General features: G+C 53.7%; 17 protein-coding genes and 1 other RNA gene. 14 read left to right on the top strand and 4 right to left on the bottom strand.

Annotation, left to right across the window (positions count from 1 at the left end; genetic code table 11):
• The first annotated feature begins 4 nt into the window (after window positions 1–4).
• The 6 genes from ETA_RS15735 (at window position 5) to ETA_RS20195 (ending at window position 3,080) form a co-directional block, all read left to right on the top strand.
• Window positions 5–310, top strand: a complete 306-nt coding sequence (locus ETA_RS15735) for a DUF883 family protein (protein ID WP_012442609.1) — start codon at window positions 5–7, stop codon at window positions 308–310.
• 1 nt (window position 311) lies between these two features.
• Entirely contained in the window at window positions 312–704 is a 393-nt protein-coding gene (locus tag ETA_RS15740; RefSeq protein WP_012442610.1) for a phage holin family protein, read from the top strand.
• Window positions 704–985, top strand: coding sequence for a YqjK-like family protein (locus ETA_RS15745; protein ID WP_012442611.1), 282 nt, complete (start codon window positions 704–706; stop codon window positions 983–985). The genes ETA_RS15740 and ETA_RS15745 overlap by 1 nt, the downstream gene beginning before the upstream one ends.
• 209 nt (window positions 986–1,194) lie before the next feature.
• On the top strand, window positions 1,195–1,587 hold the full coding sequence (locus tag ETA_RS15750) for a DoxX family protein (protein WP_042959143.1): 393 nt from the start codon (window positions 1,195–1,197) through the stop codon (window positions 1,585–1,587).
• Window positions 1,588–1,779: 192 nt separating this feature from the next.
• Window positions 1,780–2,784: a glutathione S-transferase family protein gene (locus ETA_RS15755; RefSeq protein ID WP_012442613.1), complete on the top strand. Its 1,005-nt coding sequence runs from the start codon at window positions 1,780–1,782 to the stop codon at window positions 2,782–2,784.
• Window positions 2,785–2,936: 152 nt separating this feature from the next.
• On the top strand, window positions 2,937–3,080 hold the full coding sequence (locus ETA_RS20195) for a hypothetical protein (RefSeq protein WP_167310307.1): 144 nt from the start codon (window positions 2,937–2,939) through the stop codon (window positions 3,078–3,080).
• 18 nt (window positions 3,081–3,098) lie between these two features.
• Here ETA_RS20195 and ETA_RS15760 read toward each other — a convergent pair whose 3' ends face one another.
• Window positions 3,099–4,001 carry a LysR family transcriptional regulator gene (locus ETA_RS15760; RefSeq protein WP_012442614.1) on the bottom strand — a complete coding sequence of 301 codons (903 nt, stop codon included), beginning with the start codon at window positions 3,999–4,001 and terminating at the stop codon, window positions 3,099–3,101.
• A 123-nt stretch (window positions 4,002–4,124) separates the two neighbouring features.
• On the opposite strand from ETA_RS15760, the gene ETA_RS15765 reads away from it, so the two are divergent.
• The 4 genes from ETA_RS15765 to ETA_RS15775 all read left to right on the top strand — a co-directional run bounded on the left by ETA_RS15765 (window position 4,125) and on the right by ETA_RS15775 (window position 16,945).
• The gene (locus tag ETA_RS15765) at window positions 4,125–4,829 is read left to right on the top strand and encodes a pirin family protein (RefSeq protein WP_012442615.1); all 705 of its coding nucleotides are present in this window, start codon (window positions 4,125–4,127) and stop codon (window positions 4,827–4,829) included.
• A 696-nt stretch (window positions 4,830–5,525) separates the two neighbouring features.
• Window positions 5,526–5,768, top strand: coding sequence for a hypothetical protein (locus tag ETA_RS20070; RefSeq protein WP_157861818.1), 243 nt, complete (start codon window positions 5,526–5,528; stop codon window positions 5,766–5,768).
• Window positions 5,769–6,138: 370 nt separating this feature from the next.
• Entirely contained in the window at window positions 6,139–16,194 is a 10,056-nt protein-coding gene (locus ETA_RS15770) for a non-ribosomal peptide synthetase (protein WP_012442617.1), read from the top strand.
• Window positions 16,195–16,258: 64 nt separating this feature from the next.
• Window positions 16,259–16,945 (top strand): 4'-phosphopantetheinyl transferase family protein, encoded by a 687-nt coding sequence (locus ETA_RS15775; protein ID WP_012442618.1) that lies wholly within the window; start codon window positions 16,259–16,261, stop codon window positions 16,943–16,945.
• 153 nt (window positions 16,946–17,098) lie between these two features.
• Here the strand turns inward: ETA_RS15775 and rnpB are convergent.
• An RNA gene (rnpB, locus tag ETA_RS18735) (RNase P RNA component class A) lies at window positions 17,099–17,478 on the bottom strand.
• 32 nt (window positions 17,479–17,510) lie between these two features.
• Entirely contained in the window at window positions 17,511–18,374 is an 864-nt protein-coding gene (gene rsmI, locus ETA_RS15780; RefSeq protein WP_012442619.1) for a 16S rRNA (cytidine(1402)-2'-O)-methyltransferase, read from the bottom strand.
• A 62-nt stretch (window positions 18,375–18,436) separates the two neighbouring features.
• Between rsmI and ETA_RS15785 the strand changes: the two genes are divergently transcribed.
• From ETA_RS15785 to dolP, 4 genes are read left to right on the top strand one after another with little or no spacing between them, the layout of a single operon-like run.
• The gene (locus ETA_RS15785) at window positions 18,437–20,449 is read left to right on the top strand and encodes a penicillin-binding protein activator (protein WP_012442620.1); all 2,013 of its coding nucleotides are present in this window, start codon (window positions 18,437–18,439) and stop codon (window positions 20,447–20,449) included.
• The gene (locus tag ETA_RS15790; protein ID WP_042959146.1) at window positions 20,407–20,799 is read left to right on the top strand and encodes a YraN family protein; all 393 of its coding nucleotides are present in this window, start codon (window positions 20,407–20,409) and stop codon (window positions 20,797–20,799) included. Before ETA_RS15785 ends, ETA_RS15790 begins: the two co-directional genes overlap by 43 nt.
• 30 nt (window positions 20,800–20,829) lie before the next feature.
• Entirely contained in the window at window positions 20,830–21,420 is a 591-nt protein-coding gene (gene diaA / locus ETA_RS15795) for a DnaA initiator-associating protein DiaA (protein WP_012442622.1), read from the top strand.
• Window positions 21,421–21,431: 11 nt separating this feature from the next.
• The gene (gene dolP, locus ETA_RS15800; RefSeq protein ID WP_012442623.1) at window positions 21,432–22,004 is read left to right on the top strand and encodes a division/outer membrane stress-associated lipid-binding lipoprotein; all 573 of its coding nucleotides are present in this window, start codon (window positions 21,432–21,434) and stop codon (window positions 22,002–22,004) included.
• A gap of 38 nt (window positions 22,005–22,042) precedes the next feature.
• Here the strand turns inward: dolP and ETA_RS15805 are convergent, their stop codons facing one another.
• On the bottom strand, window positions 22,043–23,977 hold the full coding sequence (locus tag ETA_RS15805) for a BglG family transcription antiterminator (RefSeq protein WP_042959359.1): 1,935 nt from the start codon (window positions 23,975–23,977) through the stop codon (window positions 22,043–22,045).
• Window positions 23,978–24,037 lie beyond the last annotated feature (60 nt).

Genomic DNA, 24,037 nt, shown 5'->3' on the forward strand with positions numbered 1-24,037 from the left:
TTCAATGTCTAAAGATATCACGTCAGAAAACCTGCGCGCTGAGCTGAAAAGCCTTGCAGATACCCTGGAAGAAGTGCTGAGCTCTTCCGGTGAGAAATCCAAATCCGAGCTGGACAAGCTGCGCAGCAAGGCGCAGAGCGCACTGAATGATACCCGTTCTCGCTTGGGTGATTCCGGTGAACGCATCGCGCAGACCACCCGTGAAGCGGCCGGTCGTGCTGACGTTTACGTGCGTGATAATCCCTGGACCAGCGTCGGTGTCGGTACGGCTATCGGGGTGGTGCTGGGCGTGCTGCTGACGCGTCGTTAATATGGCCGATCAACCGCAAAGCCACGGCCCCGGCAAAGGGGTCATTAACATCGGGCAGCGCATCATTACCACTCTGGTAGGCATGGTGGAAACCCGTGTCAGACTGGCGGTGGTAGAGCTGGAGGCGGAAAAAGCTAACCTGCTTCAGATGCTGCTGATGGTGGGCCTGACCATGCTGTTTACCGCATTTGGTCTGATGAGCCTTATGGTGCTGATTATCTGGGCTGTAGACGTCGAGTACCGTCTGATGGCGGTTGCCATCACGACTGGGGCACTTTTCAGCCTGGCGCTCATCCTCGGCCTGTGGACGCTGGCAAAATCACGCCGTTCGACTCTGTTAGGTGCCACCCGTAAGGAGCTGTCGGAAGACCGCAAGCTGCTGGAGGGCGATTAATGAGCCGTAAGCGTGAAGCGCGTAAAGCAGAACTGTTGCGACACATTCAGCAGCAGCGGCTGGATCTGAGCGCCGGGCGTAATGCCTGGCTGGACAGTACGGCACGCTATGATAACGGCTGGACGGCGCTACTCAGCGCCAAACGCTGGCTGACGCTGGGAGGCGGAGTGATGGCTATCTGGTCGATCCGTAATCCCCGCTTTATCACACGCTGGGCCAGACGAGGATTTGGCGCATGGAGCACCTGGCGCATGGTGCGCAATTATCTGCCGCGCCGTTAATCCTTCCCCTTGCAGCCGTGCTGACCGTGCGGCTGCATCCCCTGCAATTTTATTGAACAACATTGACAGATTATCTCGCTAACAATGTTCTCATAAGCAAACTATTATTCCCAACAACGAACGGCACTGCACGCTTAATCTGCTTCAGGCCGCGTCCGGGTTCGGTTGCGCCAGTCGCATAAACATCCATTTCTTGTTTGGGGATTATCATGAAAAAATTAGAAGATTTCGGCTTATTAGTGGCGCGTATCCTGATGCCCGTTCTGTTTATCTACGCAGGTTGGGGAAAAATCAGTGATTACGCAGGAACACAGCAATATATGGTCGCGATGGGCGTACCGGGCTTCTTCCTGCCATTGACCATTCTACTGGAGTTCGGCGGTGGACTGGCCATTCTGTTCGGCTTCCTGACGCGCTTTACCGCGCTATTCATCGCGGCATTCACCCTGCTGACGGCATTTATCTTTCATACCGACTTCGCACAGGGCGTTAACTCGTTAATGTTCATGAAGAACCTGTCGATCGCAGGTGGCTTCCTGCTCCTCGGTATCACCGGTGCTGGCGCGTTTAGTATCGACCGTCTGCTGGGTAAAAAATGGTAAGCTCGTTACACTGACTGTAAAAAGGCGAGGAGCATCATATCCTCGCCTTTTTGCTATTCGCACCGGGCACTGGCATGGGGAAGGACCGCGATAAGTTACCTTTTTGCCAAAACGGTCCGGCCAGCAGAGGCCGATTGCAGGCCCGGCGAAAATATCCGACGTTTAAAATAGGCTAAAGAGTTTGGGGGAATGATGGGACAACTGATTGACGGCGTCTGGCACAATAACTGGTATGACACTGAATCGACAGGTGGGCGCTTTAAGCGTACGCAATCCGCCTTTCGCCACTGGATTACCGCCGATGGTGAAGCGGGGCCAAGTGGCAACGCGGGATTCCGTGCCGAACCGGGGCGTTATCATTTGTACGTTTCCCTTGCCTGCCCTTGGGCGCACCGCACGTTGATCGTGCGTCGGCTGAAAGGGCTGGAGAACCTGGTCAGCGTTTCGGTGGTGCATCCGCTAATGCTGGAAAACGGCTGGACTTTTGCTGAAGATTTCCCAGGTGCCACCGGCGACAGCCTGTATCAGAACGACTATCTTTACCAACTTTATCTGCATGCAGACCCGCAATATACTGGCCGCGTCACCGTTCCGGTACTGTGGGATAAACAGCAGCACACCATTGTCAGTAATGAATCTGCCGATATTATCCGCATGTTTAACAACGCCTTCGACGGCGTGGGCGCTCGCGCTGGGGATTATTACCCGGTCGGACTGCGTGCGGAAATTGATGAGCTGAACGCCTGGCTCTACGACAGCGTGAATAACGGGGTATACAAATCGGGCTTCGCCACCAGCCAGGAGGCTTATAATGAGGCGGTCACCGCGTTATTCGCCTCTCTTGACCGGCTGGAAACCTTGCTGGGCCAGCAACGCTATCTGGCGGGTGACCGACTTAGCGAAGCGGATATCCGCCTGTGGACCACGCTGGTGCGGTTCGATCCGGTGTACGTCACTCACTTCAAGTGCGATCGCCAGCGTATTGGCGACTACCTGAACCTGAGTGCTTACCTGCGCGACCTTTATCAGACCGCAGATCTGGCCGCAACGGTGAATATCGACCACATCCGCCACCACTATTATTGCAGCCATAAGACGATCAACCCCAGCGGAGTCATATCACTCGGCCCTTCCTGCCGCTGGGATGAACCTCACGGACGCGACAGGCAGTTTGCCCACTCCTCTCGCCCTTTCTGAAGGCGGGCGTCTTTAAGCATCCGGGGCTATTTTTACCCTGCCCCAGGATATCCACACCCTTTATTGATCTGGCACAAACTCCTCCCCGGCGCGCTTACGTATCTTTACCGATGTAGACAGCCAATACGAATAACCTTCCGGGGAGTAAAGCCATGACCAAAGCTATTACCGTTTGTCTCGCCGCCGTGATGTTGTGCTATATCGCGTTTGTCGGCCATTACTACTATCAGACCTTTTCAACCTTCTCGAACATCGGACAGTCTCAACAGGTCGCCGCTGAAAATATCGCTCCGTAGTCTATGGCCTGCTGCGGATTAATTCTGGCGTTGGGCAAGCAGTTTAGGGATCTCTCGCAGGCACCAGGCCTTAGCCTCTCCCATACTGTCGCGCCGCCACGCCATAATAATATCCACTTCAAGCTTGTATTCGGGGCTGACTACGCGAAGACGCCCTTCGGCAACATCTTTCTCCACCATCGTATAGGGCATGGTTCCCACACCTAGCCCGGCCAGTAAAGCGCGGTGTTTATCTTCGATTGTGCTGACCGTCAGGCGCTGTTGCTTATCGAGCAGCGTCACCGTCAATACCGGCCGCTCGCGCGCGGTATCCGCAACGGCAATACCACGATATTTAACGCGCGTCGTTTCAGAAAGCGGTTCAGGCTCCTGATGAATGGGGTGATCCGGGCTGGCAACATAGACGCTTATCTGGCTAAAAAGCTTACGGGTATTGATTTCCGACGAAGCACGGAAGTGCAAATCCGGGGCGATAACGATATCGGCACGCCCCTGCTCAAGCCGCTCCCACGCGCCGGCCAGCACCTCTTTCACCAGCGAGAGTTGGGTATTCGCCTTACCGGCCAGTTTTTCTACCAGCGGATACAGCCGTTCGGTTGACACCAGCGCTTCAGTGGCGATAGTCAGATGGGTTTCCCAACCGCGTGCCAGCGCTTCGGCGTCAGTGGTAAGCTTATCCGCCGCTTCCAGCAAGACGCGGCCACGTTCCAGCAGCATGCGCCCGACGTTAGTAAATTTGGTGCGGTGACCGGAGCGGTCGAACAGTACGACGTCCAACTCCTCCTCCAGCTTCTGCATAGTATAACTGAGCGCGGAGGGCACCCTGCCGAGTTCATCTGCCGCCGCCGCAAAGCTGCCGCGACGATCGATAGCATCCATGACGCGCAGCGCTTCCAGCGTCAGAGCACGATCTTTAGCCATAGTCATTCTCTGTCAGGAAATTTGAATATAGCCAGCAGATTAACTGGCTAACAATCCGGCGTCCAGAAACTTACCATGTCAGGATCATAATCAATTGGCATTCCGGTATGTAAGGAGAAGTGGATGATTGACCGTCGAACCGCTCAACAGTGTGGCAAAGCCGACTACGGCTGGCTACAGGCGCGCTATACCTTCTCCTTCGGTCACTATTTTGATCCTGAGCTGCTGGGTTATGCGTCCTTACGCGTACTGAATCAGGAGGTCTTTGCACCGGGCGGCGCTTTGCAACCGCGAACTTACCCTAAGGTCGACGTGCTCAACCTGATTTTGCAGGGGGCGGCAGAGTATCGCGATAGCGAAGGTCGCTATGTGCAGGCGCAGGCTGGCGAAGCCATACTGCTGGCCACGCAGCCCGGCGTAAGCTATTCAGAACATAACCTCAGCCAGGAACACGCCCTGACACGCATGCAGCTGTGGCTGGACGCCTGCCCGCAGCAGGAGAATGCGCCGGTACAGCGGCTGAAGTTAGCAGACTGCCAGCGCTACCGTCTGATTGCCTCGCCTGACGGCAGTGACGACAGCCTGCAACTGCGCCAGCAGGTGTGGATACATCAGGTGATTTTGCAGCCGGGTGAGGATTACAGTCTGCCGCTCAACGGATCGCGCGCCTATCTGCAATCCATTCATGGCTCCCTGACCGCGACCACGCCGTCGCAGCAGCAGGCCATTCTGAGCTGCGGCGATGGCGCGTTTCTGCGCGATGAGCAGCGTATCACCCTGACGGCGACATCGCCCGTAAGAGCATTGATGATTGACTTACCGGTGTAGACAGGACGAACGGAGATACGACAGTAAGCATATGAATGTCGACCCCCCTCTTAGCGGCAGGCTCCTTATAATCAAAAGGAGCAGTGCAGGTAAAGAAAAATAACGTTAGTGTTCTATTGGGGGCGGTCAACATATCGCTCTTATATTTCTGGTAAAAATAACCATTAAAATCCAAAAACACTCCAATAAAATACCTCAAAAGTGAACTAATAAACAATAACAACAATTAGCTCGGTTAAGTTGTTTTGAAAAATCAGCTGTATTTTAAATTTTTTATAAGAAAGTTCTTGATGGAAATAAATACTCTAGTTCTATTTTTTAATCAATAAAATCATAAGCATAAATGCAAATTACTTTATAAAGCAACAGGTGCCATTTACTTTTTATTGTTACACATATAAGCTGTATTTGTTATTAAAAAACATCGGGAAAAATAACTACAGATAAAATCCCGTTAGCTAAAAAGAATGTGAAAAACGAGTTAGACAGGAAAATTAATTATTTTAACTCAACCAGGCCGTTCAATAGCGGTATATTTCTCCTTGGGATTTAAGGATTGTAAGGAAGACGATCTGCGGGTTAACACCAATCAGAGAGACCTGACCCTTCCGCTAATATGAAATGCTGTTTGGTAAGGTACGCGTAACTACCGGATTTGGAACCCACTACCTCATGACATCAAGGATGAAGTTCAATATGAATTATCAATTAACATCCGTTACCTCGGAGTCCAAAGAAAAAATCCGCCTGCTCCGAAAAGCCTTCCTGCTTTCCGGCATCAAAGCCCATCCTTCCCTGCTCAGGAAGTGTGAAGCGACTCAAGCCGTCAATTTCACGCCAGATAACCGCCATCCTCATCATTCGCTTCGGATATATCTGACCGCATATAATAGATTGCCCTCTTCTGGAGCAATCTCCAGCAGCTTGATAATGAATTGATTTTATCGCCCATGAGCATCTTATATGCACAACATGGTGATAAAAGCGCTTTGGATAAAGCCAACGCGCCTTAAGGGATAAATCCGAACTGAAAATCAACATCAGCGACGGGAGTCTGGGGATCAAATCAAAGTATTCTTTTGTCAATAAAGGCTATGGGTGGGATCGTTGGCTCTTTTCTTGACGTTTGTCATTCGGATAAAGTTTTATATCAACGCTAGCAGGATGGTGAAAGGTAGACGCTCGTTATTGAACTACGCCAGTTAATATATTGCATGGGATCTTTTATATGCCTACACCAGAGGCAGGGGCGGCTGTTTCCTGCATTTTTGGAACTTAGTAGAGCAACATTTTAAAAAGGGAAGAAGAAATGGAATTGCTTTCAGTATCACCTTATACCATGATGTTCTGGAATGAGAATATTCTCAACCCGGAATCATCCGAGTATAACCTGATAGTAGACCAGACTATAATCGGGCCATTGGATGTTGAGCGGTTAAATATTGCTATAAAAAAATTTGTTAGCGACTACCCTCTGTTTCATCATGTTTTAAGTGATAATAATGAGCAGCTTCACTGGGTGAAGTCTGAGAAAGAAATAACGCTTGAAATTATTGATAAAAATTGTGATATTGCCGGGCTTGTCAGCACCCCTTTTGACCTTACGCAAGGCCCTCTCTGCCGTTTTTACTTAACTGAACTTGGCTATCAGCGGCATGACTTCATCATTGTGATACACCATGTCCTGCTAGATGGATTATCCGGGCAAGAGTTTTACGATACCCTGTCACGCTACTACAACCAGGGGGCGCAGGTATTGCCTCCGGCGTACTCTCCCGCACAGCAGCAACAGCTCTATAAACAATATGCCAATGATGTCGAACGACTAAAAAATGAGTTTGATTCTGCATCTCTTTGGCATGAAATATTGTCTGACTGCCCTCCGCGTATCGACCTTCCCTATATCCACTGCCAGTCAAACCCTACCTGTCGGTCGGGAGAAGTCAGGTTCAGCTTAGCCCTGTCAGAATGGCATCATCTGAAATCCAGCGTGAAATATGCGAACCCTTTTTTGATATTTAAGACTTTGTGGGCGCTATTAATGGCCCGCCATACCGGACAGCAGACGGTTTATGTTGGTTACCCCGTTGCGGCTGAAGGGGGGGAGCCTCTCTATTTTGGTGCGCAGGTTAACACCGCGGTTTTCCCTCTACGACTCTCGGCACAGGACACCTTTGCCAGCCTGTATCAGGCAACGCTTGATTACACCAAAGCACTTAAAGCTGCTGGGAAACTGCGACACACCAGGTTACCTGTCGATGAGATAATAAGTCAGAGTCAAATTAAACAGCTCAACGTTAATTTGACCCAGGCTTTCCTCAAGGACTCGCCGCTCACCTTTGAAGGGTGTCGGATGAGTATCAACCACCGTTTTAATATTGACCTCGCTGGCTCTGAGTTACTGCTGGAATATCAGCAGTCAGGGGAAGCATTTGATTTTCGTCTCAGATACAGAGCAGATTTGTTCGACGAGACTCAAATGCAGGAAATGGCGGAACAGTATATCTATCTGCTGCGATCGCTCCTGCATGAACCGCGACGAGTCATTTCTACCTTCCCGTACCTGACTCAACAGCAGGAGTTAAGCCTGTGGGACCGCTTCAATAGTGGTGACGTTCAGCCGTCAGCGCAGAATAATACATTGCTATGCGGATTCGAAAAATACGCTCGTCTTCATCCAGAACGCATTGCGTTGAAAAATGACAAGGAGGAGATAGGTTACGGAGAACTTGAGCATCGCACGACACGATTGGCACAACGGTTGCGTTGGCAATACCAGCTTATCTGTGGTCAGCCGATGCCAGCCGATACGTTAATACCCCTCTATCTGCATCGGGGTTTAGATGCGATAGTGGCCCTTTTGGCGATAATGAAAGCAGGAGCGGCCTACGTTCCGTTGGATCCTGCCGCCCCCGTGCAGCGGTTAGCCTACATTCTACAGGATGTGGGCAGCCCGTTAGTGCTGACGGAAAGCGCGCTGCTGGAAAATATTGTGCACAATGCGCCTGACAGCGCCTGTTTGCTGATTGACAGACCAGAGTCCCCCCCGTTTGCTGAAAATATTGCGTTGCCGGTGATTGATAGCCGCCAGCTGGCTTATGTGATTTATACCTCCGGCACGACAGGGCGGCCAAAGGGCGTACTGTGCGAACATCGCGGTGCCGCCAACATGATCCAAAGCCATACTCGACGCATATTGGCCGGTGAAGATGGCGTACTGAACTGTATGCAATTTGCCTCTTTAGCCTTTGACGCCCACGTGTACGAGGTCTTTACCGCGCTGGAAAACGGGCACTGCCTGTGTATCACCAATGAAAGCCAGCGCCTGGATCTGACATTGCTCACCGAGCAAATGGCCTCATGGCAGATCAACTTCTGTTTCCTCCCGCCCGCGCTGCTCACTACCAGGCCGGAACTGCCAGACTCGGTGCGCTATCTGGGCGTAGGCGGTGAAGCTGCGACTCAGGACGTACTTGATCACTACCTGGCAAACGGTTTGCGGGTTTCTAATCTGTATGGCCCGACAGAGGGATCGGTCAGCGTCAGCATTAACCTGTATCGTCACAACGGTGCGCGCAATATTGGCCGGCCGATCGCTCATATGCAGTGCTACGTGGTGGATGAACATTTCAACCCGTTACCATTGGGCGTGGAGGGAGAACTTTATCTTTCGGGTATTGGCCTGGCTCGCGGTTATCTTGGGCAGCCTGAACTGACTGCCAGCACGTTCACCGTCAGCCCGTTCAATCATTCGGCAGAGTACGGCCGCGTTTATCGCACCGGCGATCGGGTGCGCCGTTTAGCCTGTGGCAGCCTGGAGTACTGTGGCCGCAAGGATCAGCAGGTGAAAATCCACGGGTACCGTATTGAGCTGGGGGAAATAGAATCGGTTATGCGCAGCCTTCCGGGCATAGCAGAAGCGGTCGTCGTCGCGCGTAAAGATCCCTCACCGCAGCTCCAGGCCTGGTATGTGCTGGCTGCGGGCAGCAACCTGATACCAAGAGAGATCGTCCAGCAGCTGAGCGCACAGCTGCCACATTATATGGTACCTGACGCAATGGCGGCGATCCCAGCGATCCCGCTTACGGTAAGTCAGAAAGTGGATTACCGCGCCCTGCCCGAACCTACGCTCATTGAACAGACTACGTCTTTCCGTGCGCCGACAAACCCGCTGGAAAACCAGTTATTAATCATTCTGAATCAACTACTAAATAGCAACGCGGGCATAGATGACCACTTTTACCACCTGGGCGGTAATTCTATTTTGGCGATCAGGCTCTGCCATGAAATCAACAAGCAGCTTGGCGTCAAAATCTCGGCACTCACGCTCAACCAATACCCGACGATCGCAGAACTTAGTCATTATATTGCTCTGCAGGAGCAGGACGCAGGCAAAAACGTCATCCCGGCGACTAAATGCCAAACCGCGCCGCTGTCTTTCCAGCAATCACGCCTGTGGTTTATGGAGCAGCTGTCAACGGGCGCTGCGCATTATCTGTCGCCAGTTCTGCTACGGCTGCCTGCCGATGTAGATCGTACGGCCTTTATCAAAAGTCTGCAGGCGGTCGTGGCACGTCATCAGGTCCTGCGCAGTCTGATAAAGCAGGATCAGAAGGGGGAGGCCTGCCAGATTGTCACAGACCAGGTCCTCTCCGTGCCGGTTCACGGGGTAACGGCTGATGAATTCACTTCCTGCCTACAAAATGAGTTGCGGCAACCCATCGACTTAACTCACGACATTCCACTGCGCGCCGCGCTGTATCAATATCAGGATGAAACAGGCAGCTCCCTCACCGTAAGTCTGTTGGTATTCCATCACATTGCCTTTGATGGCTGGTCGATGAATGTGCTGATGAAGGAGCTTGCGGAGCACTACCATCACTTCGTGCTGGAAACAGCGCGGCAGCCGTCAGAACTTGGCCTACAGTACCTCGATTATGCCCTTTGGCAGCACCAGCAAGGGGAGGAAGCAGGCAAAGCAGACGATATGGCATTTTGGCACAAGGCGTTAGCGGATTGTCAGCAGCTGGACATTGCACCTGACTATGTTCGCCCCGCCGCGTTTGATACCCGAGGAGATAACTGCAATGTCATGCTGCCAGCACCGCTGGTGACTTCTCTCGCCCTGTTAGCCCGTGAAGAAGGAGTGAGCCTGCATGCCGTGATGTTGAGCGCATTCACATTACTCCTGGCGCGTTTCACAGGACAGAATGATGTCATGGTAGGAACGCCGCTGGCGAACCGTGGCCAGCCTGAACTGGAAAACCTGATCGGGTTCTTTGTTAACACGCTGCCATTACGTAATCGTGTGGATGATGAGCTTTCCACTTCTGCGTTCATCCGGCAGGTGGCCACTAACACGCTGCAGGCACAGCAGCACCAGAGCCTGTCGCTTGAGCAGCTGGTCGACAGCCTGGCGCTGCAGCGTGATTTTTCGCGCCATCCGCTGTTTCAGGTAATGTTTGCGCTGGAAGAGAGCATCAATCGCGCCGATAACCCATCCTGCTTCACCGTTATGGATCTGAGTGGCTATGAGCAAACGGCTAAATTTGATTTAACGCTGACAATAACCCCAGAGAAAGATCGGATGCGCGCGCGTTTCAACTTCGCCACCGCCCTGTTTAAGAAGTCGTCCATCAGTCAACTCGCCAGCTACTTCGTATCCATTCTGCAAAACATGGTGACCAACCATCATAATACATTGAAAAACATCAGTATTTCATCAAGTGAAGATATGCAGCAGCTTATCTCTTTCCGTCGGCAACAGCCATTTGAGTATTCATTCGAGCGCACATTGCATCATGACTTTATGCTCAATGCCCGGCAGCGCCCGCAGGCCGTTGCCGTCATCGACCGATGGGGGGAAATGACCTACGGCGAGCTGTACCAGGCGGCGTTAACACTGGCGAGCCAGTTGCGTCTGCAAGGGGAAATACAGGGAGAAGCCATCGCCGTGCTGGCGGAGAAAGGTCGGCAGCAGCCGATTGCTATTCTTGCGGCTCTGATGTGTGGCCGAGCCTTTTTACCGATGGACAAAGGCTGGCCACCGCAACGACGTCTGGACGTTATGGCGCAGGCGGGCATCAATACCCTGCTGAGCACCGAAGTCTGGGAAACGGCAGAAATTAACGTTGTCACGCTCGACGGCGTTGGCCGGACGAGCAGTCTGCCAGAGCCTGAACGGCTTCTATCTCCGGTTGGAACCGATGCGGATAGCCTGGCATATATTATCTTTACCTCTGGATCTACCGGCACCCCGAAGGGGGTAGCTATCGAGCATCGTAGCGTCGTCAACATGATTGAAGGCACGAATCGCTATTTTGCCGTTAACGGAAGCGATCGCAGTATCGCACTCAGTGCGCTGAGTTTTGACCTCGCCATTTATGACATTTTTAGCGTGCTTTCAACGGGTGGCGCGGTCGTTATGCCCGCTGAGTGCGATCGGGCGAATCCAGAAGCCTGGTATCAACTGATGATAGCTCATCGCGTGACCCTATGGCTTAGCGCTCCGGCATTGCTAGAGCTGTTGCTGGACTACGTGAACAGTGCCGGCCTGCTTTCTGGACCCGCGCCAGCGTTGCGTGCGGTGATGGTTGGAGGAGACTGGATTGCAACCTCACTGCCGGAACGTTGCCGCCAATGGGCGCCGGAAAGCCGCGTCTGCAGTGCGGGCGGAGCCACCGAAGCCGCCGTGTTCTCGATCATTTATGAAGTGCCAAATGAACCGGTACTTTCTGTCAGTATCCCTTATGGTAAACCACTGCCACATCAGCGTTTCTATATTATGGATAGCTGGCTACGTCCGGTTCCTGACGGGGTGAAAGGGGAAATTTACATCGCGGGTGAAGGGTTGGCACGCGGCTATTACGGTGATAAAGAACGAACCGCAAACAGTTTCTTCTGGCACGAGCCATTGCAGGAGCGGGTTTATCGTACCGGTGACTCTGGCCGCTTCCTCAGTGACGGAAATATTGAATTCATGGGGCGGATCGACCAACAGGTCAAAATTAACGGTTACCGCATCGAATTGGGTGAAATTGAAAATATTGTGTTGGCCTACCCCACCCTGACGGCCTGCAGCGTGATACTGATTAAACAGCCTCATCCCTATCTTGCGGCTTATCTGGTGTCCAGCGAGCCGTTGGATATTTCGGCATTGAGCGCGCATCTTCGCAGTCAGTTACCCCAATACATGATGCCCAGAGCATTTGTCCAGCTCGACAGTATACCACTGACGGAGAACGGTAAAATTGACAGGAAGGCGCTACCCGAACCGCAGTACGAGCAGCGCGATTTCGTCGCGGCGGCAAGCGTTCAGGAAAGTGAGTGCTGTGAAGTATGGTGCGCATTGCTAAAACGCCAGAGCGTCAGTGTGGAGGATAACTTTTTCTCGCTGGGGGGGAACTCGATCCTGGCGATCCAGGCCTGTTATCAAATTAGCCGGCGACTGCGGCGGGATGTCACCCTGAGTGAACTGGGTCAGCATCCGACCATTCGTGAGCTTTGCCACTACCTGAATAACACATGCGAAGATGCAGAAATGCAGGCCATCCCTGCGTTGCACCTTGATAGCTACCCGCTATCGTCCTCTCAGATGCAGCTCTGGTTTATCGAAAATCTGAACGGCGGGAGCCATCTTTACCATGTGCCGATGTTGTTCCGCCTGAGCGAAGAGGTCGACGCGATTGCATACTGCCAAAGTCTGCAAACTATCGTGGCCCGTCATCACGTACTACGCAGCACTATTTGCCAGCAGCAGGATCTGACGGCCACCTCTCGCCTGTCGGATGCCGACCTCCGCGTCGCTTCGTTGACGCTAGATACCGACGACTGGCAAAGGCAGCTGCTGCAAGATATCGATCGGCCATTCAGACTTGACGTAGAAATTCCTCTCAGGGCCAGCCTGTATCAAGTTCGCCAACCGGATGACACCACGGAGCGTTACAGCCTGATCGTGGTACACCATCTGGCTTTCGACGGCTGGTCACAAAACCTGTTCCAGCAAGAGTTGGCGACCTTATACAAGGCGTATCGCCGCGGAGAGCAGCCGTCGTTACCCGCTCTGCCCTTACAGTATGGTGATTATGCCAGCTGGCAGCAGACGTATCTGGATTCTGAAAAGGCCGGGGCGTTGAAAGCTTTCTGGCAACAGCAGCTTCATGATTGGCAAATGCTGGAGATGCCGCTTGATTACGTGCGGCCGACCCTGTTTGATCATCATGGGGCTAACCACCACATCAGGTTGCCCAAGGCCCTTGCAGAACAGGCGGAGCGTTTTGTACAGCATGAAGGCGTGACCCCTTTTGCTCTTTTCCTTTCGGCATTCAATCTGTTGCTAAGCTGCTTCAGCGGTCAGCAGGATATTCTGGTAGGAACACCGGTCGCCAATCGCCCCACGGGGGACACGCGCTCGGCGATCGGCTTCTTTGTCAACACGCTACCGTTACGCACACGCATCGATGACAATCTGCTGCTGTCTGACTATGTGCGAGAAACGTTTAACGTTTCACTTGAAGCGCAAAAATATCAAAGCCTGCCGCTGGAGCGGCTGATTGATCTACTCAAGGTGCCACGCGATCTCTCGCGACATCCGCTATTCCAGGTGCTGTTTGTGCTGGAGGACGTCACGCAAAATTCGGCGCAGCCAGACTGGCTGATTACACAAAGCTTGATGGAACACTATCAGGCCGCCAAGTTTGATCTGACGCTGAGCATTCAAAAAGAAGGCGAATGCACCCAGGCCGTGTTCAACTATGCCACCGCACTCTTTGCCCCGGAAACTATCGACTGCCTGTCACAGTATTACTTAACGATCCTTGAACAGATCGTTGGGCAGAGCGACCTGCGAATTAATCAGCTCAGGCTGGTTTCGGCGGTAGAGATCGCCGACCAGCGGAAAGCCTGGCAGAGCAGCCCGCCAGCCTATGATTATGAGCGTGCAATCCATCATGATTTTATCCGGCAGGCGCAGCAGCAGCCGCAGGCCGTGGCGATTATCGACAGCCTGGGCACGCTAAGTTACGGCGAGCTTTACCATGCCGCGCTGAACCTGTCGTTACAGCTGCGTCAGAACATGGATATGAGCGGTGAAACCATTGCGGTGATGGTGGACAAGGGCCGGGCGCAGATTATCGCGGTACTGGCAATCGTCATGTCAGGTAAGGCTTACCTGCCGCTGGATGTTTCCTGGCCAGAGCGCAGACGGCTGGATGTTATCGCGCAATCACAAACCCGGGTGATTATCAGCAGCCAGCCCTGGCAAGAAAGCGATAAGGCAAGTTTACTGCTGATCGATCCCTGCGGCGTGGTGGCAACATTGCCTGCGGCACAGCCAGGGGAACCGGTATTACCGGCTCCTGGCGAACTGGCATATGTCATCTTTACTTCAGGCTCGACCGGTACGCCCAAAGGGGTAGCCGTTGAACATCGTGGGGCGGTCAACAGCATCGTTGATACCGTGCACCAACTTGATCTCGATCGGGGCGATCGGGGTTTAGCGCTCAGCGCGCTGAGTTTTGATATCTCGGCATTTGATATTTTTGGCATCCTGTCGATAGGCGGCACTATGGTGATGCCTTCAGAATCAGAACGTTATCGCCCCGATGCCTGGCACCAGCTGATCCTGGACCACGGGGTGACATTCTGGAACTCTGCACCATCAGTAATGACATTACTGGTTGAATACCTTGAGTCGGTGCAGGCCACGGGAGAAGGGTGGCCAACGCTGCGTACGGCGATATTAGTGGGGGAAATTATTCCCAAGCAGCTACCGCCGCGCATCCGCCAATGGAGTCATGGCTGCCGTGTAGTGAGTACTGGTGGTGCAACGGAAAGCTCTATCTGGTCAATCATTTATGATATTCCGGATACCCCTATACTCGGCCCGAGTATCCCCTATGGTAAAGCGATGGCGCATCAGCGTTTTTACGTACTGGATCGTCACATGCGTGTGCTTCCACCGTGTTTGCCGGGAGAACAATATATTGGCGGCGCCGGAGTGGCGCGGGGCTATTTCCGCAATAAATCGATAACCCAGGAAAGATTTATCTACCATCCAGAACTGGGAGAAAAGCTGTATCGCACTGGCGATGCCGGACGTTACCTGCCGGATGGCAATCTTGAATTTATGGGGCGAATGGATTTTCAAGTCAAGATTAATGGCTATCGCGTAGAGCTGGGGGAGGTTGAGAACAGCGCTCTGGCGTTTGGCCTTATAAAATCGTGTTGTGCCATCGTCTGGAAAGATCATGAGCAGGAGCGTTTAGCCCTCTACTACGTTTGTAGTGAACCGTTGATTGAAGCTGAACTCCTTGAGTTCCTCAGCCAGCGCCTGCCGCTTTATATGATCCCAACGGCGTTAATCGCTCTGGAGGCATTACCCTATAACTCCAGCGGCAAGCTGGATCGCAAAGCACTGCCTGCCCCGCAAAAAAATGAGCAGAGTCGCTATGTTGCTCCCAGTAGCACACTCGAACAGCAGCTTTGCTCGTTGTGGCAGGAAACGCTAAAACGCGATCGGGTAGGCATGACGGATGATTTCTTCAGCCTGGGAGGAACGTCGATTATGGCGATCTCGGCGTGCATAAAACTGTCTGAACTGCTGAAAACGACTGTACCCGTCGTCAAACTGTTCCAGTGCCGCACGCTGAAAAATCTGCTTGCTGCTCACAAAGCGAGCCTGGTGATCCCCCTGACGCCCGTGGTTAGCAGCCTCCCAACGTTATGGATGATCCACCCGGCCCTGGCAGGCGCGGAAGTATTCCATCCCTTCGCCCAAGATTTGAAGAATCGGATGAATAGCTTCGGCGTTGATAATTATCATCTTTATCACCGCCCGGCGATTGCCTCTCTGTCCGCATTAGCCGATCGTTACCTGGAAGAGATGATCGAAAACGGCCTGCTGACGGGTCCGATAAAAATACTGGGATGGTCGCTGGGAGGACTAATCGCTCTGGAAATTGCGGCGAGGCTGGAAGCTCGCGGTATCAATGACGTGTCGCTTTACCTGCTGGATAGTTTTTATCAGCAGTCGGTGAAAGAGGTCTCGCTTGCCACCCTGTTGCCCGCTCTGGGAATAACCGGAAAAGCCGCCGAACGCGCACTGGCGGCGGCAAGTGTCGAGGACCAGCTTTCGCAGGCGGTACTCAGCAGCAAACTGAACACGACTCGGGTTACGCTGTTTAAAGCGATGCTGGCAAATCCCGATTTACCGGATGATGTAATGAGGCCGCTAATGAGTATACCTGACAACGGTTTGAAAACGGTCTGCGAACATCTGACGGTGATCCCGCTGGCCTGCCATCATCATAATATTCTGGAATGTGGTGGTGATATCCGTGGTGTGATCTGCTCTTCACAAGATTAATGTCACCAAGGGCGGCGGAATAATTTCGCCACCCTTTCTTTTTTATTACAGATTGAATTTCACCATGAATGGATTCTCTTCACTCGAACTGCCTGCGCATTTTTTATCAGGCACGGGCAGCATCAGCTATTTTAAGTTGGATAAAGGGCTTGTTAATATGCGGCGATTGGTAGCGTATTGCCCTGAATTGCCGATAGAAATACAGCTTAGTATCGAATCCCGCAGAATCGAATATCTTGCCGGGCGCTATTGTGCTGTCCAGGCACTCCTTCATTTAGGCGTGGCCGCTCCCTGGGTCGGGCGTCATGCCGACCGCTCGCCGAGCTGGCCTGTTGAAACGTGCGGCAGCTTATCTCATACCGACGATCGGGTGATTGCCTGCACGGGCTGGCGGGCTGATTTTCGTGGGATGGGTATTGATATTGAAAAAACGGTACAGCCTGAAATACTGGCTTCGCTGCAGCATCTGGTTTTTACCGAGCAGGATAAGAGACTGGTGGAAACATCGAATCTGCCGCCATGCCAAATCGCAACGCTGCTGTTTTCTGCCAAAGAGGCCTTTTATAAGTTTATCTATCCGCTAACGCTTACCCAGATGGATTTCACGGATATATTTTTGCTATCAGTTCACGAAAATAGTTTTATTCTTCAAACAAATAGAGATATAGAGGGCTTTGGAAAAAAAGGGAAAAAGGTGCGTGGTATATACCATTATGAGGGTGAATACGTTATTACCTTAGTCGCGATGTAAACGTTCTTTCACATTAATGAATGCCCGGAAAACCTATTTGAGCGGCTCGTGTAAGCCAAAGCTCTCCGCACCAAGAGCGTCGTGGACGATCGTTTTCCGCGCTTTGATGGCACAAAAACAAAACCCCGCCGAAGCGGGGTTGTGTTTTAAATAGTGTGAAGCTGACCGGTAAGCCGGGTTCTGTCGTGGACAGTCATTCATCTAGGCCAGCAATCGCTCACTGGCTCAAGCAGCCTACCCGGGTTCAGTACGGGCCGTACCTGGTGAACCCCTATTTGGCCTTGCTCCGGGTGGAGTTTACCGTGCCACGAACTGTTGCCAGCCGCGCGGTGCGCTCTTACCGCACCCTTTCACCCTTACCTGATCCTACTTGCGTAGGCCATCGGCGGTTTGCTCTCTGTTGCACTGGTCGTGGGCTTGCGCCCCCCAGGCGTTACCTGGCACCCTGCCCTATGGAGCCCGGACTTTCCTCCCCTCTGTCTGTCTCCCCCGAAGGAGGACGGCAACAAAGCGGCGACTGTCTGGTCAGCTTCGGCGCGAAGTGTATAGGGTTTTCATCCCTTTGTCACTCGCCCTGCTGCTCAAGCGCGTACTTATATAGGGCATTTTTCTTCACGCCGTGAATTTCAGCGGTCAGCTGGGCCGCTTTTTTCAGCGGTAGCTCAGTTTGCAACAGGGCCAGGGTGCGCAGCGCTTCAGGCGGCAGGGCCTGTTCTTCCGCGTGATAGCCTTCCACAATCAGTACCATCTCGCCCTTACGGCGGTTTTCATCTTCCCGCACCCAGCTCAGCAGCTCGCCGACCGGCGCACCAAAAATGGATTCCCAGGTTTTGGTGATTTCCCGCGCCAGCACCACGTAGCGCTGTGGCCCCAGCACCGTGACCATATCCTGTAAGCTGTCGAGCAGACGGTGGGTGGATTCGTAGAAAATCAGGGTGCGAGGCTCCTGCTCCAGCGCTTTCAGGGTATCGCAGCGACCTTTACTTTTGGCCGGGAGAAACCCTTCGTAGCAGAAGCGGTCGGAAGGCAATCCGGCGGCGCTTAATGCGGTCACTGCGGCGCAGGCACCGGGTAGCGGCACCACGCGGATGCCCGCTTCCCGGCACAGGCGCACCAGATGGTAGCCCGGATCGTTAATCAGCGGCGTACCGGCATCAGACACCAGGGCAATGCTTTGCCCCTCGCGCAGACGCGTCAGTAAGACGTCGGCTTTCTGCTGTTCATTATGGTCGTGTAATGCGAACAGCCGCGCATTGATCGCGAAATGTTGTAGCAACAGCCCGGTATGACGTGTATCTTCCGCAGCGATCAGATCGACGCTCGCAAGCACCGCCAGTGCCCGCTGGGTGATATCGCCCAGGTTGCCAATCGGTGTGGGAACGATATAGAGCGTGCTGGCAGAAATATCTGCCCGATCGTGTTGTTTCATTGTTTGATCCGCATAGCCGATTTAGTATTGAGCATCTTGAAAAAAACATCACTGGATACAGTATGCTTCCTTCGAAAGTAGTTCACCGCAAAGCGGTACGCACCGTGCCGCTTCTGCTGGCCGCCCTGATTTTTGCCGGTTGTACCGGTCAGGCCCCCCACACGCCCCCGGCAAATGTGCAGGGCGCGGCCGACGGCACTTCTGATTATTATCTGCAGCAGGTGCAGCAAAGCGCAGATGATAACAAGGTTGACTGGCAATTACTCGCAATCAGAGCGCTATTAAACGAAGGTAAGCTCCCTCAGGCCGGCGATGCGCTGACGCAGCTGCCAGCGGATCTGAACAACATCCAGCGTCAGGAACGGCTGCTGCTGCTGGCTCGGCTCAATGTTGCCCGTCAAAATTTATCGGGCGCTACCGACCCGTTAAAGCAGATAGATATCAGCGCACTTTCTCAACAGCAGCAGGTTCGTTACTATCAGTTGCAGATCGCCGTCGGCCAGGGCCAGCCGTCACTTGACGTGGTACGTGCCTGGGTAGCCCTGGAGCCGCTGCAAACAAGCCCAGCAGATAAACAAAAAAATATCGATGAAACCTGGCAGGCTTTGCTGCAAATCCCCCAGCAGCAAATCAACACGCTGACAATTAACGCCAATGAAAACGTGCTGCAAGGTTGGTTAGACCTGCTGGGCGTATATAAGAACAACGTTACGGCCCCGGATATGTTGAAATCGGCTATTCAGGACTGGCAAACGCGCTATCCGTACAACCCAGCGGCAAAAATGCTGCCCACGTCCTTAACCCAGGCGCAAAACTTACATCCCGCCTCGATGGGTAAAATCGCGCTGCTGCTGCCATTAAGTGGACAGGCTCAGGTGTTTGCCAATGCTATCCAGAAAGGTTTCAACGACGCCAAGAACGGCGTGCTGGCCCAGAGCACCGTTGCGCCCTCACCTGCCGGCCCGGTACAGGTGCCTGCGGCAACCCCTGGCGATGCAGCCGTCGCCGTCAGCCCTTCGGCGACAACGTCAGATAAGGCGGTAGCGGAACAGCCCGCCCCGGCAATCAATGTCACAACCGCCGCGCCTTCGGCCAGTACGCAGATTCAGGTTTACGACACCAGCTCGCAGCCTGTCGAGCAGCTTTTGACCCAGGCACAAAATGACGGAGCCACCCTGGCGATCGGCCCCCTGTTGAAAAGCGATGTTGATAAAATGCTCAACAGCCAGACGGCGCTTAACGTGCTGGCACTGAACGAACCGGAGAGCGTCCAGAACCGTCCGAATATTTGCTATTTTGCGCTTTCTCCTGAAGACGAAGCCCGTGATGCTGCGCATCATATGTGGGAACAGGGGAAACGCGCTCCGCTGCTGCTGGTGCCGCGCACTTCACTCGGCGATCGCGTTAACAAGGCCTTTGCCGCTGAATGGCAAAAGCTTGGCGGCGCGACGGTGTTACAGCAGCAGTTTGGCTCAACAGCCGAGCTGAAACAGGGGATCAACAGCGGCGCGGGTATTCGCCTGAGCGGCACCCCGGTGAACGTGCAGCCGCAGCAGCAGGCGGGCGTCACGATTGCGGGCCTGACTATCCCGGCACCGCCAACCGATGCTCAGCCAGGTGCAACCAGCAGCAACGGCCGGGTCGATTCGGTGTATATTGTCGCCACCCAGGATGAAATGATCCTGATTAAGCCGATGATCGCGATGCGCATCAGCAGCCGTGATAACGTGGGCCTCTACGCCAGCTCGCGCAGCTATCAGGCCGGTGCTGGCCCGGACTATCGTCTGGAGCTTGAAGGCTTACAGTTTAGCGATGCGCCGCTGCTGTCCGGGGCTAACCCGGCGCTGATGCAGCAGGCGGCCAAAGCTTTTAACAATGATTACTCACTGGTTCGTCTTTACGCTATGGGCGTTGATGCCTGGACTCTGGCCAACCATTTCAACGAGATGCGTAATCAGCCGGGCTTCCAGATTAAGGGCGACACCGGTATGTTAAGCGCTAATCAGGACTGCATCATCAACAGGAAGTTAGTATGGAGCCAGTATCATCAGGGACAGATCGTTCCGGGCACCTGAGCAGACAGCAGCAGGGGGCGAGCCGTGAAAATCAGGCTCGACGCCTGCTGGAAAGTTCAGGGCTGCATTTTGTCGCCGCCAACGTGCGCTACCGTGTCGGTGAGATCGACCTCATTATGCGGGACAGGCAGGTGTGGGTTTTCGTCGAAGTACGCTATCGCCGCAACGCCCTTTTTGGTGGTGCCGCGATTAGCGTAACCCGCAGCAAACAGCTGAAGCTGTTACAGGCGGCCGCAGCCTGGCTACATCGCCGCAAGCAGAGTTTCGATACGACCGACTGTCGTTTTGATGTGGTAGCGATAACCGGCGAACAGGTGGAATGGCTGCCTAATGCGTTTACAGCGGATTAACTCACCGCGCAAAACAACCAGGTGAATGACGTGCTGGAAAGAATAAAAGTTTGCTTTACCGAAAGTATTCAGACGCAGATCGCAGCGGCAGAGGCCCTGCCGGACGCCATTTCTCGTGCCGCGCTGACCGTGGTGCAGTCGCTGCTCAATGGCAATAAAATTCTCAGCTGCGGCAACGGCACCTCCAGCGCCAATGCCCAGCACTTTGCCGCCAGTATGATTAACCGCTTTGAAACGGAGCGCCCAAGCCTGCCGGCCATCGCCCTCAGCGCTGATAACGTCCTGCTAACGGCAATTGGTAATGACAGGCTGCATGAAGAGATTTATGCCAAGCAGGTACGGGCTTTGGGCCATACCGGCGATATCCTGCTGGCGATTTCAACACGCGGCAACAGCCGTGATATTGTCAAAGCCGTAGAGGCCGCGGTCACGCGTGATATGACGATTGTCGCACTGACCGGCCACGATGGCGGAGAGCTTGCCGGCCTACTGGGGCCGCAGGATGTTGAAATCCGTATCCCTTCGCATCGCAGCGCAAGGATCCAGGAAATGCATATGTTAACCGTGAACTGTTTATGCGATTTAATAGACAATACGTTATTTCCCCATCAGGAAGTCTGAAGGAGTTCAGTATGAAGGCACTATCTGCATGTGCAGTGATCCTTACCGCGTTGATGTTACAGGGCTGTGTGGCCGCCGTGGTCGGCAGTGCGGCGGTGGCCACTAAAACCGCCACCGATCCACGCACCGTTGGCACTCAGGTCGATGACGGAACGTTAGAGCTGCGCGTCACTAACGCCCTGTCTAAAGATGAACAGATTAAGCAAACCACCCATATCGTCGCCACCGCCTATCAGGGCAAGGTGCTGCTGACAGGCCAGGCACCGGGTAATGAGCTGGCATTACGCGCAAAACAGATTGCTGTTGGCGTTGATGGTGCCACCGAGGTGTATAACGAGATCCGTACCGGCAACAAGGTGAGCTTCGGCACCGCCTCGTCCGACACTTGGATAACCACCAAAGTGCGCTCGCAGCTGCTGGGTAGCGACCAAGTGAAATCGTCAAGCGTGAAGGTCACGACCGAAAATGGGGAAGTGTTCCTGCTGGGCCTGGTCACCGGTGAAGAGGCCAAAGCGGCAGCGGATATCGCCAGCCGGGTGAGCGGCGTGAAGCACGTCACTACCGCGTTTACCCTCCTTAAATAGCGGTGGCTCTGAGCGGTCGAAGTCAGCCGGTCGCTCTTTCATCCCGCGCCGCTCGTTCCACCCTGCGAGCGGCTTAAACACTCCATCGCTACCGCTTTAAAACCGGCGAAATTCTGGCTGTCTCTTAGCCTTACCATGGCTCTTTCGCGCACAAACGTCACGAACAGATCGTAAATCGCCATCGCTTCTTCATACTCCGTCTTGCCGATAGCCAGCAAAAAAATCACGTACGCCGTTTCATCTCCCCAGACAATCCCCTCTGGTGCCAGCACGGTGTAAACACAGGTTTTTTTTGCCAGCAGCCCAAGTGAGTGCGGCAGGGCAATCCCTTCTCCCAGCATCGTGGTGACGATGGCTTCGCGCTCTTCCACCGAGGGGTAGAAGGTCTTATCTACCCTTCCTTCCTGCTTCAGCTGGCCACACAGTTGGCGAAACAGGGCTGAACGATCCGTTGGCCTGTCGAGGATCATAAAGTGGCCGGCATCAAAAAATTTCTCCAGCATATAGGGTCGGGTACGATCCAAAAGCACCAGCTTACCAAGCCGTTCCAGCTGGTATTCGGTGGGAAACGGTGACATCACGACCACCGGCTTACTTTTATCGCTAAGGCGTACGGTGGAGATAACGAAATCCTCCTCCACGCTTCCCTGCAGCTCATACTCACGCAGAGAAATAATCCTTTTCACGACAATCTGCGGATACCTGCGCCACAGCATGGCCTGGATCATACGCACGGTAGAATTACCGGTATCACACACCAGCAATATTTGCGGGTGACGCTGATAGCCAACGTTGTAATGGCGCTCCAGCCCAACGCCGATATGCAGTACCAGAAAACCCATTTCATTCTCGCTGATGGTCCAGGGCGTATATTTACTCCAGTTGGATACCGCCGCCAGCGTCACGTCCCATGCCAGAGGATAGTGCTGTTTGATATTGGTCAGCAGAGGGTTGGGGATGTGGATCTGATAGCGCACGCGAGTGATCATCGTTTTGATGTGCATCAGCAGGTCGGCGTGCAGCTGCGGGTCGTTTAGCAGGTTAAAGTTGTAATGGCTGTTGATATAGCCAAGGATATATTCCACCAGCGAGTCGCCATCATCCGCATTGATCGCGCTGGCTTCCCGCCCCCCAACCCGCCGCGCGGCGATATTAACCCGCAGATACGCCTCCTCGGCTGACGAGATCGCCTTACCGACGACAGGACGCAGCCGATTGATAATATGGCGGGCAGCGGCGCGAACCTCATCGTCCACGTCTTCGGCGCTAAAATCCGTCAGTGGGTATCCTTCACTTATGCGCCGCACGGACACCGCACAATACAGGCGCAGATAAAACTCGCCGTCATCCGCCAGGCGAATATGAAAACGTGACAGGCTCTGCTGAAGCAGCGGCTGCAACCGTTCGAGCATGCCGCTGTTTAGCCCCTCAATCTTGAGCAGGGGACTGTCGCTATCCTCAATGGCTATCTGATAAAACAGGTCGGTCAGGCAGGTGCGTATCGCCATCTCGCTGCCGAACAGCTTCATGCCATAGCGCGGCTTGGATTCAATGGTCAACTGATAACGCGCCAGCCACTCCCTGACCTCGGCCATATCGCTTTGCAGCGTGCTGCGACTGACAAACCATTCGTCGGCCAGGTCTTCCAGCTTGAGTGAAAAAGCCGAGGTGAGGAAGCGGGTTAACAGGTAGTTTATGCGTTCAACGGAGGTACGCGGCACGCGCAGAGGAGAAGTCGGCTGTTGTAAAAGCCGCTGATAGCGCTCCGCGTCCGCAATTTTCAGGCGATAGCCCACGCCACGACAGAGCACAAAACGGGCGGCATAATCCGTCAGCAGCTCATTGAGCACGTTAATATCGCTGCGCACCGTGCGCGTAGAGACGTTAAGACGCCGCGCCAGCTCGTCCTGCGGCAGCGTTTCATTTTGCAAAACCGCAAACAGCTGGGCCAGCCGTTGGTTGGGGAATCTCACGAGTTGCCACTTTTCCCGTTGGCGGCAGGGGGGGATCCACATCTTCCCCCTGCCTGACTT

Origin of the sequence: Erwinia tasmaniensis Et1/99 (assembly GCF_000026185.1) — a bacterium.
Taxonomy (GTDB): Bacteria; Pseudomonadota; Gammaproteobacteria; order Enterobacterales; family Enterobacteriaceae; genus Erwinia; species Erwinia tasmaniensis.

Excerpts from the sequence above, each read along its gene's own strand:
- ETA_RS15735 (WP_012442609.1), top strand. The coding sequence starts at position 5 with ATGTCTAAAGATATCACGTCAGAAAACCTGCGCGCTGAGCTGAAAAGC.
- ETA_RS15740 (WP_012442610.1), top strand. The coding sequence starts at position 312 with ATGGCCGATCAACCGCAAAGCCACGGCCCCGGCAAAGGGGTCATTAAC.
- ETA_RS15745 (WP_012442611.1), top strand. The coding sequence starts at position 704 with ATGAGCCGTAAGCGTGAAGCGCGTAAAGCAGAACTGTTGCGACACATT.
- ETA_RS15750 (WP_042959143.1), top strand. The coding sequence starts at position 1,195 with ATGAAAAAATTAGAAGATTTCGGCTTATTAGTGGCGCGTATCCTGATG.
- ETA_RS15755 (WP_012442613.1), top strand. The coding sequence starts at position 1,780 with ATGGGACAACTGATTGACGGCGTCTGGCACAATAACTGGTATGACACT.
- ETA_RS20195 (WP_167310307.1), top strand. The coding sequence starts at position 2,937 with ATGACCAAAGCTATTACCGTTTGTCTCGCCGCCGTGATGTTGTGCTAT.
- ETA_RS15760 (WP_012442614.1), bottom strand. The coding sequence starts at position 4,001 with ATGGCTAAAGATCGTGCTCTGACGCTGGAAGCGCTGCGCGTCATGGAT.
- ETA_RS15765 (WP_012442615.1), top strand. The coding sequence starts at position 4,125 with ATGATTGACCGTCGAACCGCTCAACAGTGTGGCAAAGCCGACTACGGC.
- ETA_RS20070 (WP_157861818.1), top strand. The coding sequence starts at position 5,526 with ATGAATTATCAATTAACATCCGTTACCTCGGAGTCCAAAGAAAAAATC.
- ETA_RS15770 (WP_012442617.1), top strand. The coding sequence starts at position 6,139 with ATGGAATTGCTTTCAGTATCACCTTATACCATGATGTTCTGGAATGAG.
- ETA_RS15775 (WP_012442618.1), top strand. The coding sequence starts at position 16,259 with ATGAATGGATTCTCTTCACTCGAACTGCCTGCGCATTTTTTATCAGGC.
- rsmI (WP_012442619.1), bottom strand. The coding sequence starts at position 18,374 with ATGAAACAACACGATCGGGCAGATATTTCTGCCAGCACGCTCTATATC.
- ETA_RS15785 (WP_012442620.1), top strand. The coding sequence starts at position 18,437 with ATGCTTCCTTCGAAAGTAGTTCACCGCAAAGCGGTACGCACCGTGCCG.
- ETA_RS15790 (WP_042959146.1), top strand. The coding sequence starts at position 20,407 with ATGGAGCCAGTATCATCAGGGACAGATCGTTCCGGGCACCTGAGCAGA.
- dolP (WP_012442623.1), top strand. The coding sequence starts at position 21,432 with ATGAAGGCACTATCTGCATGTGCAGTGATCCTTACCGCGTTGATGTTA.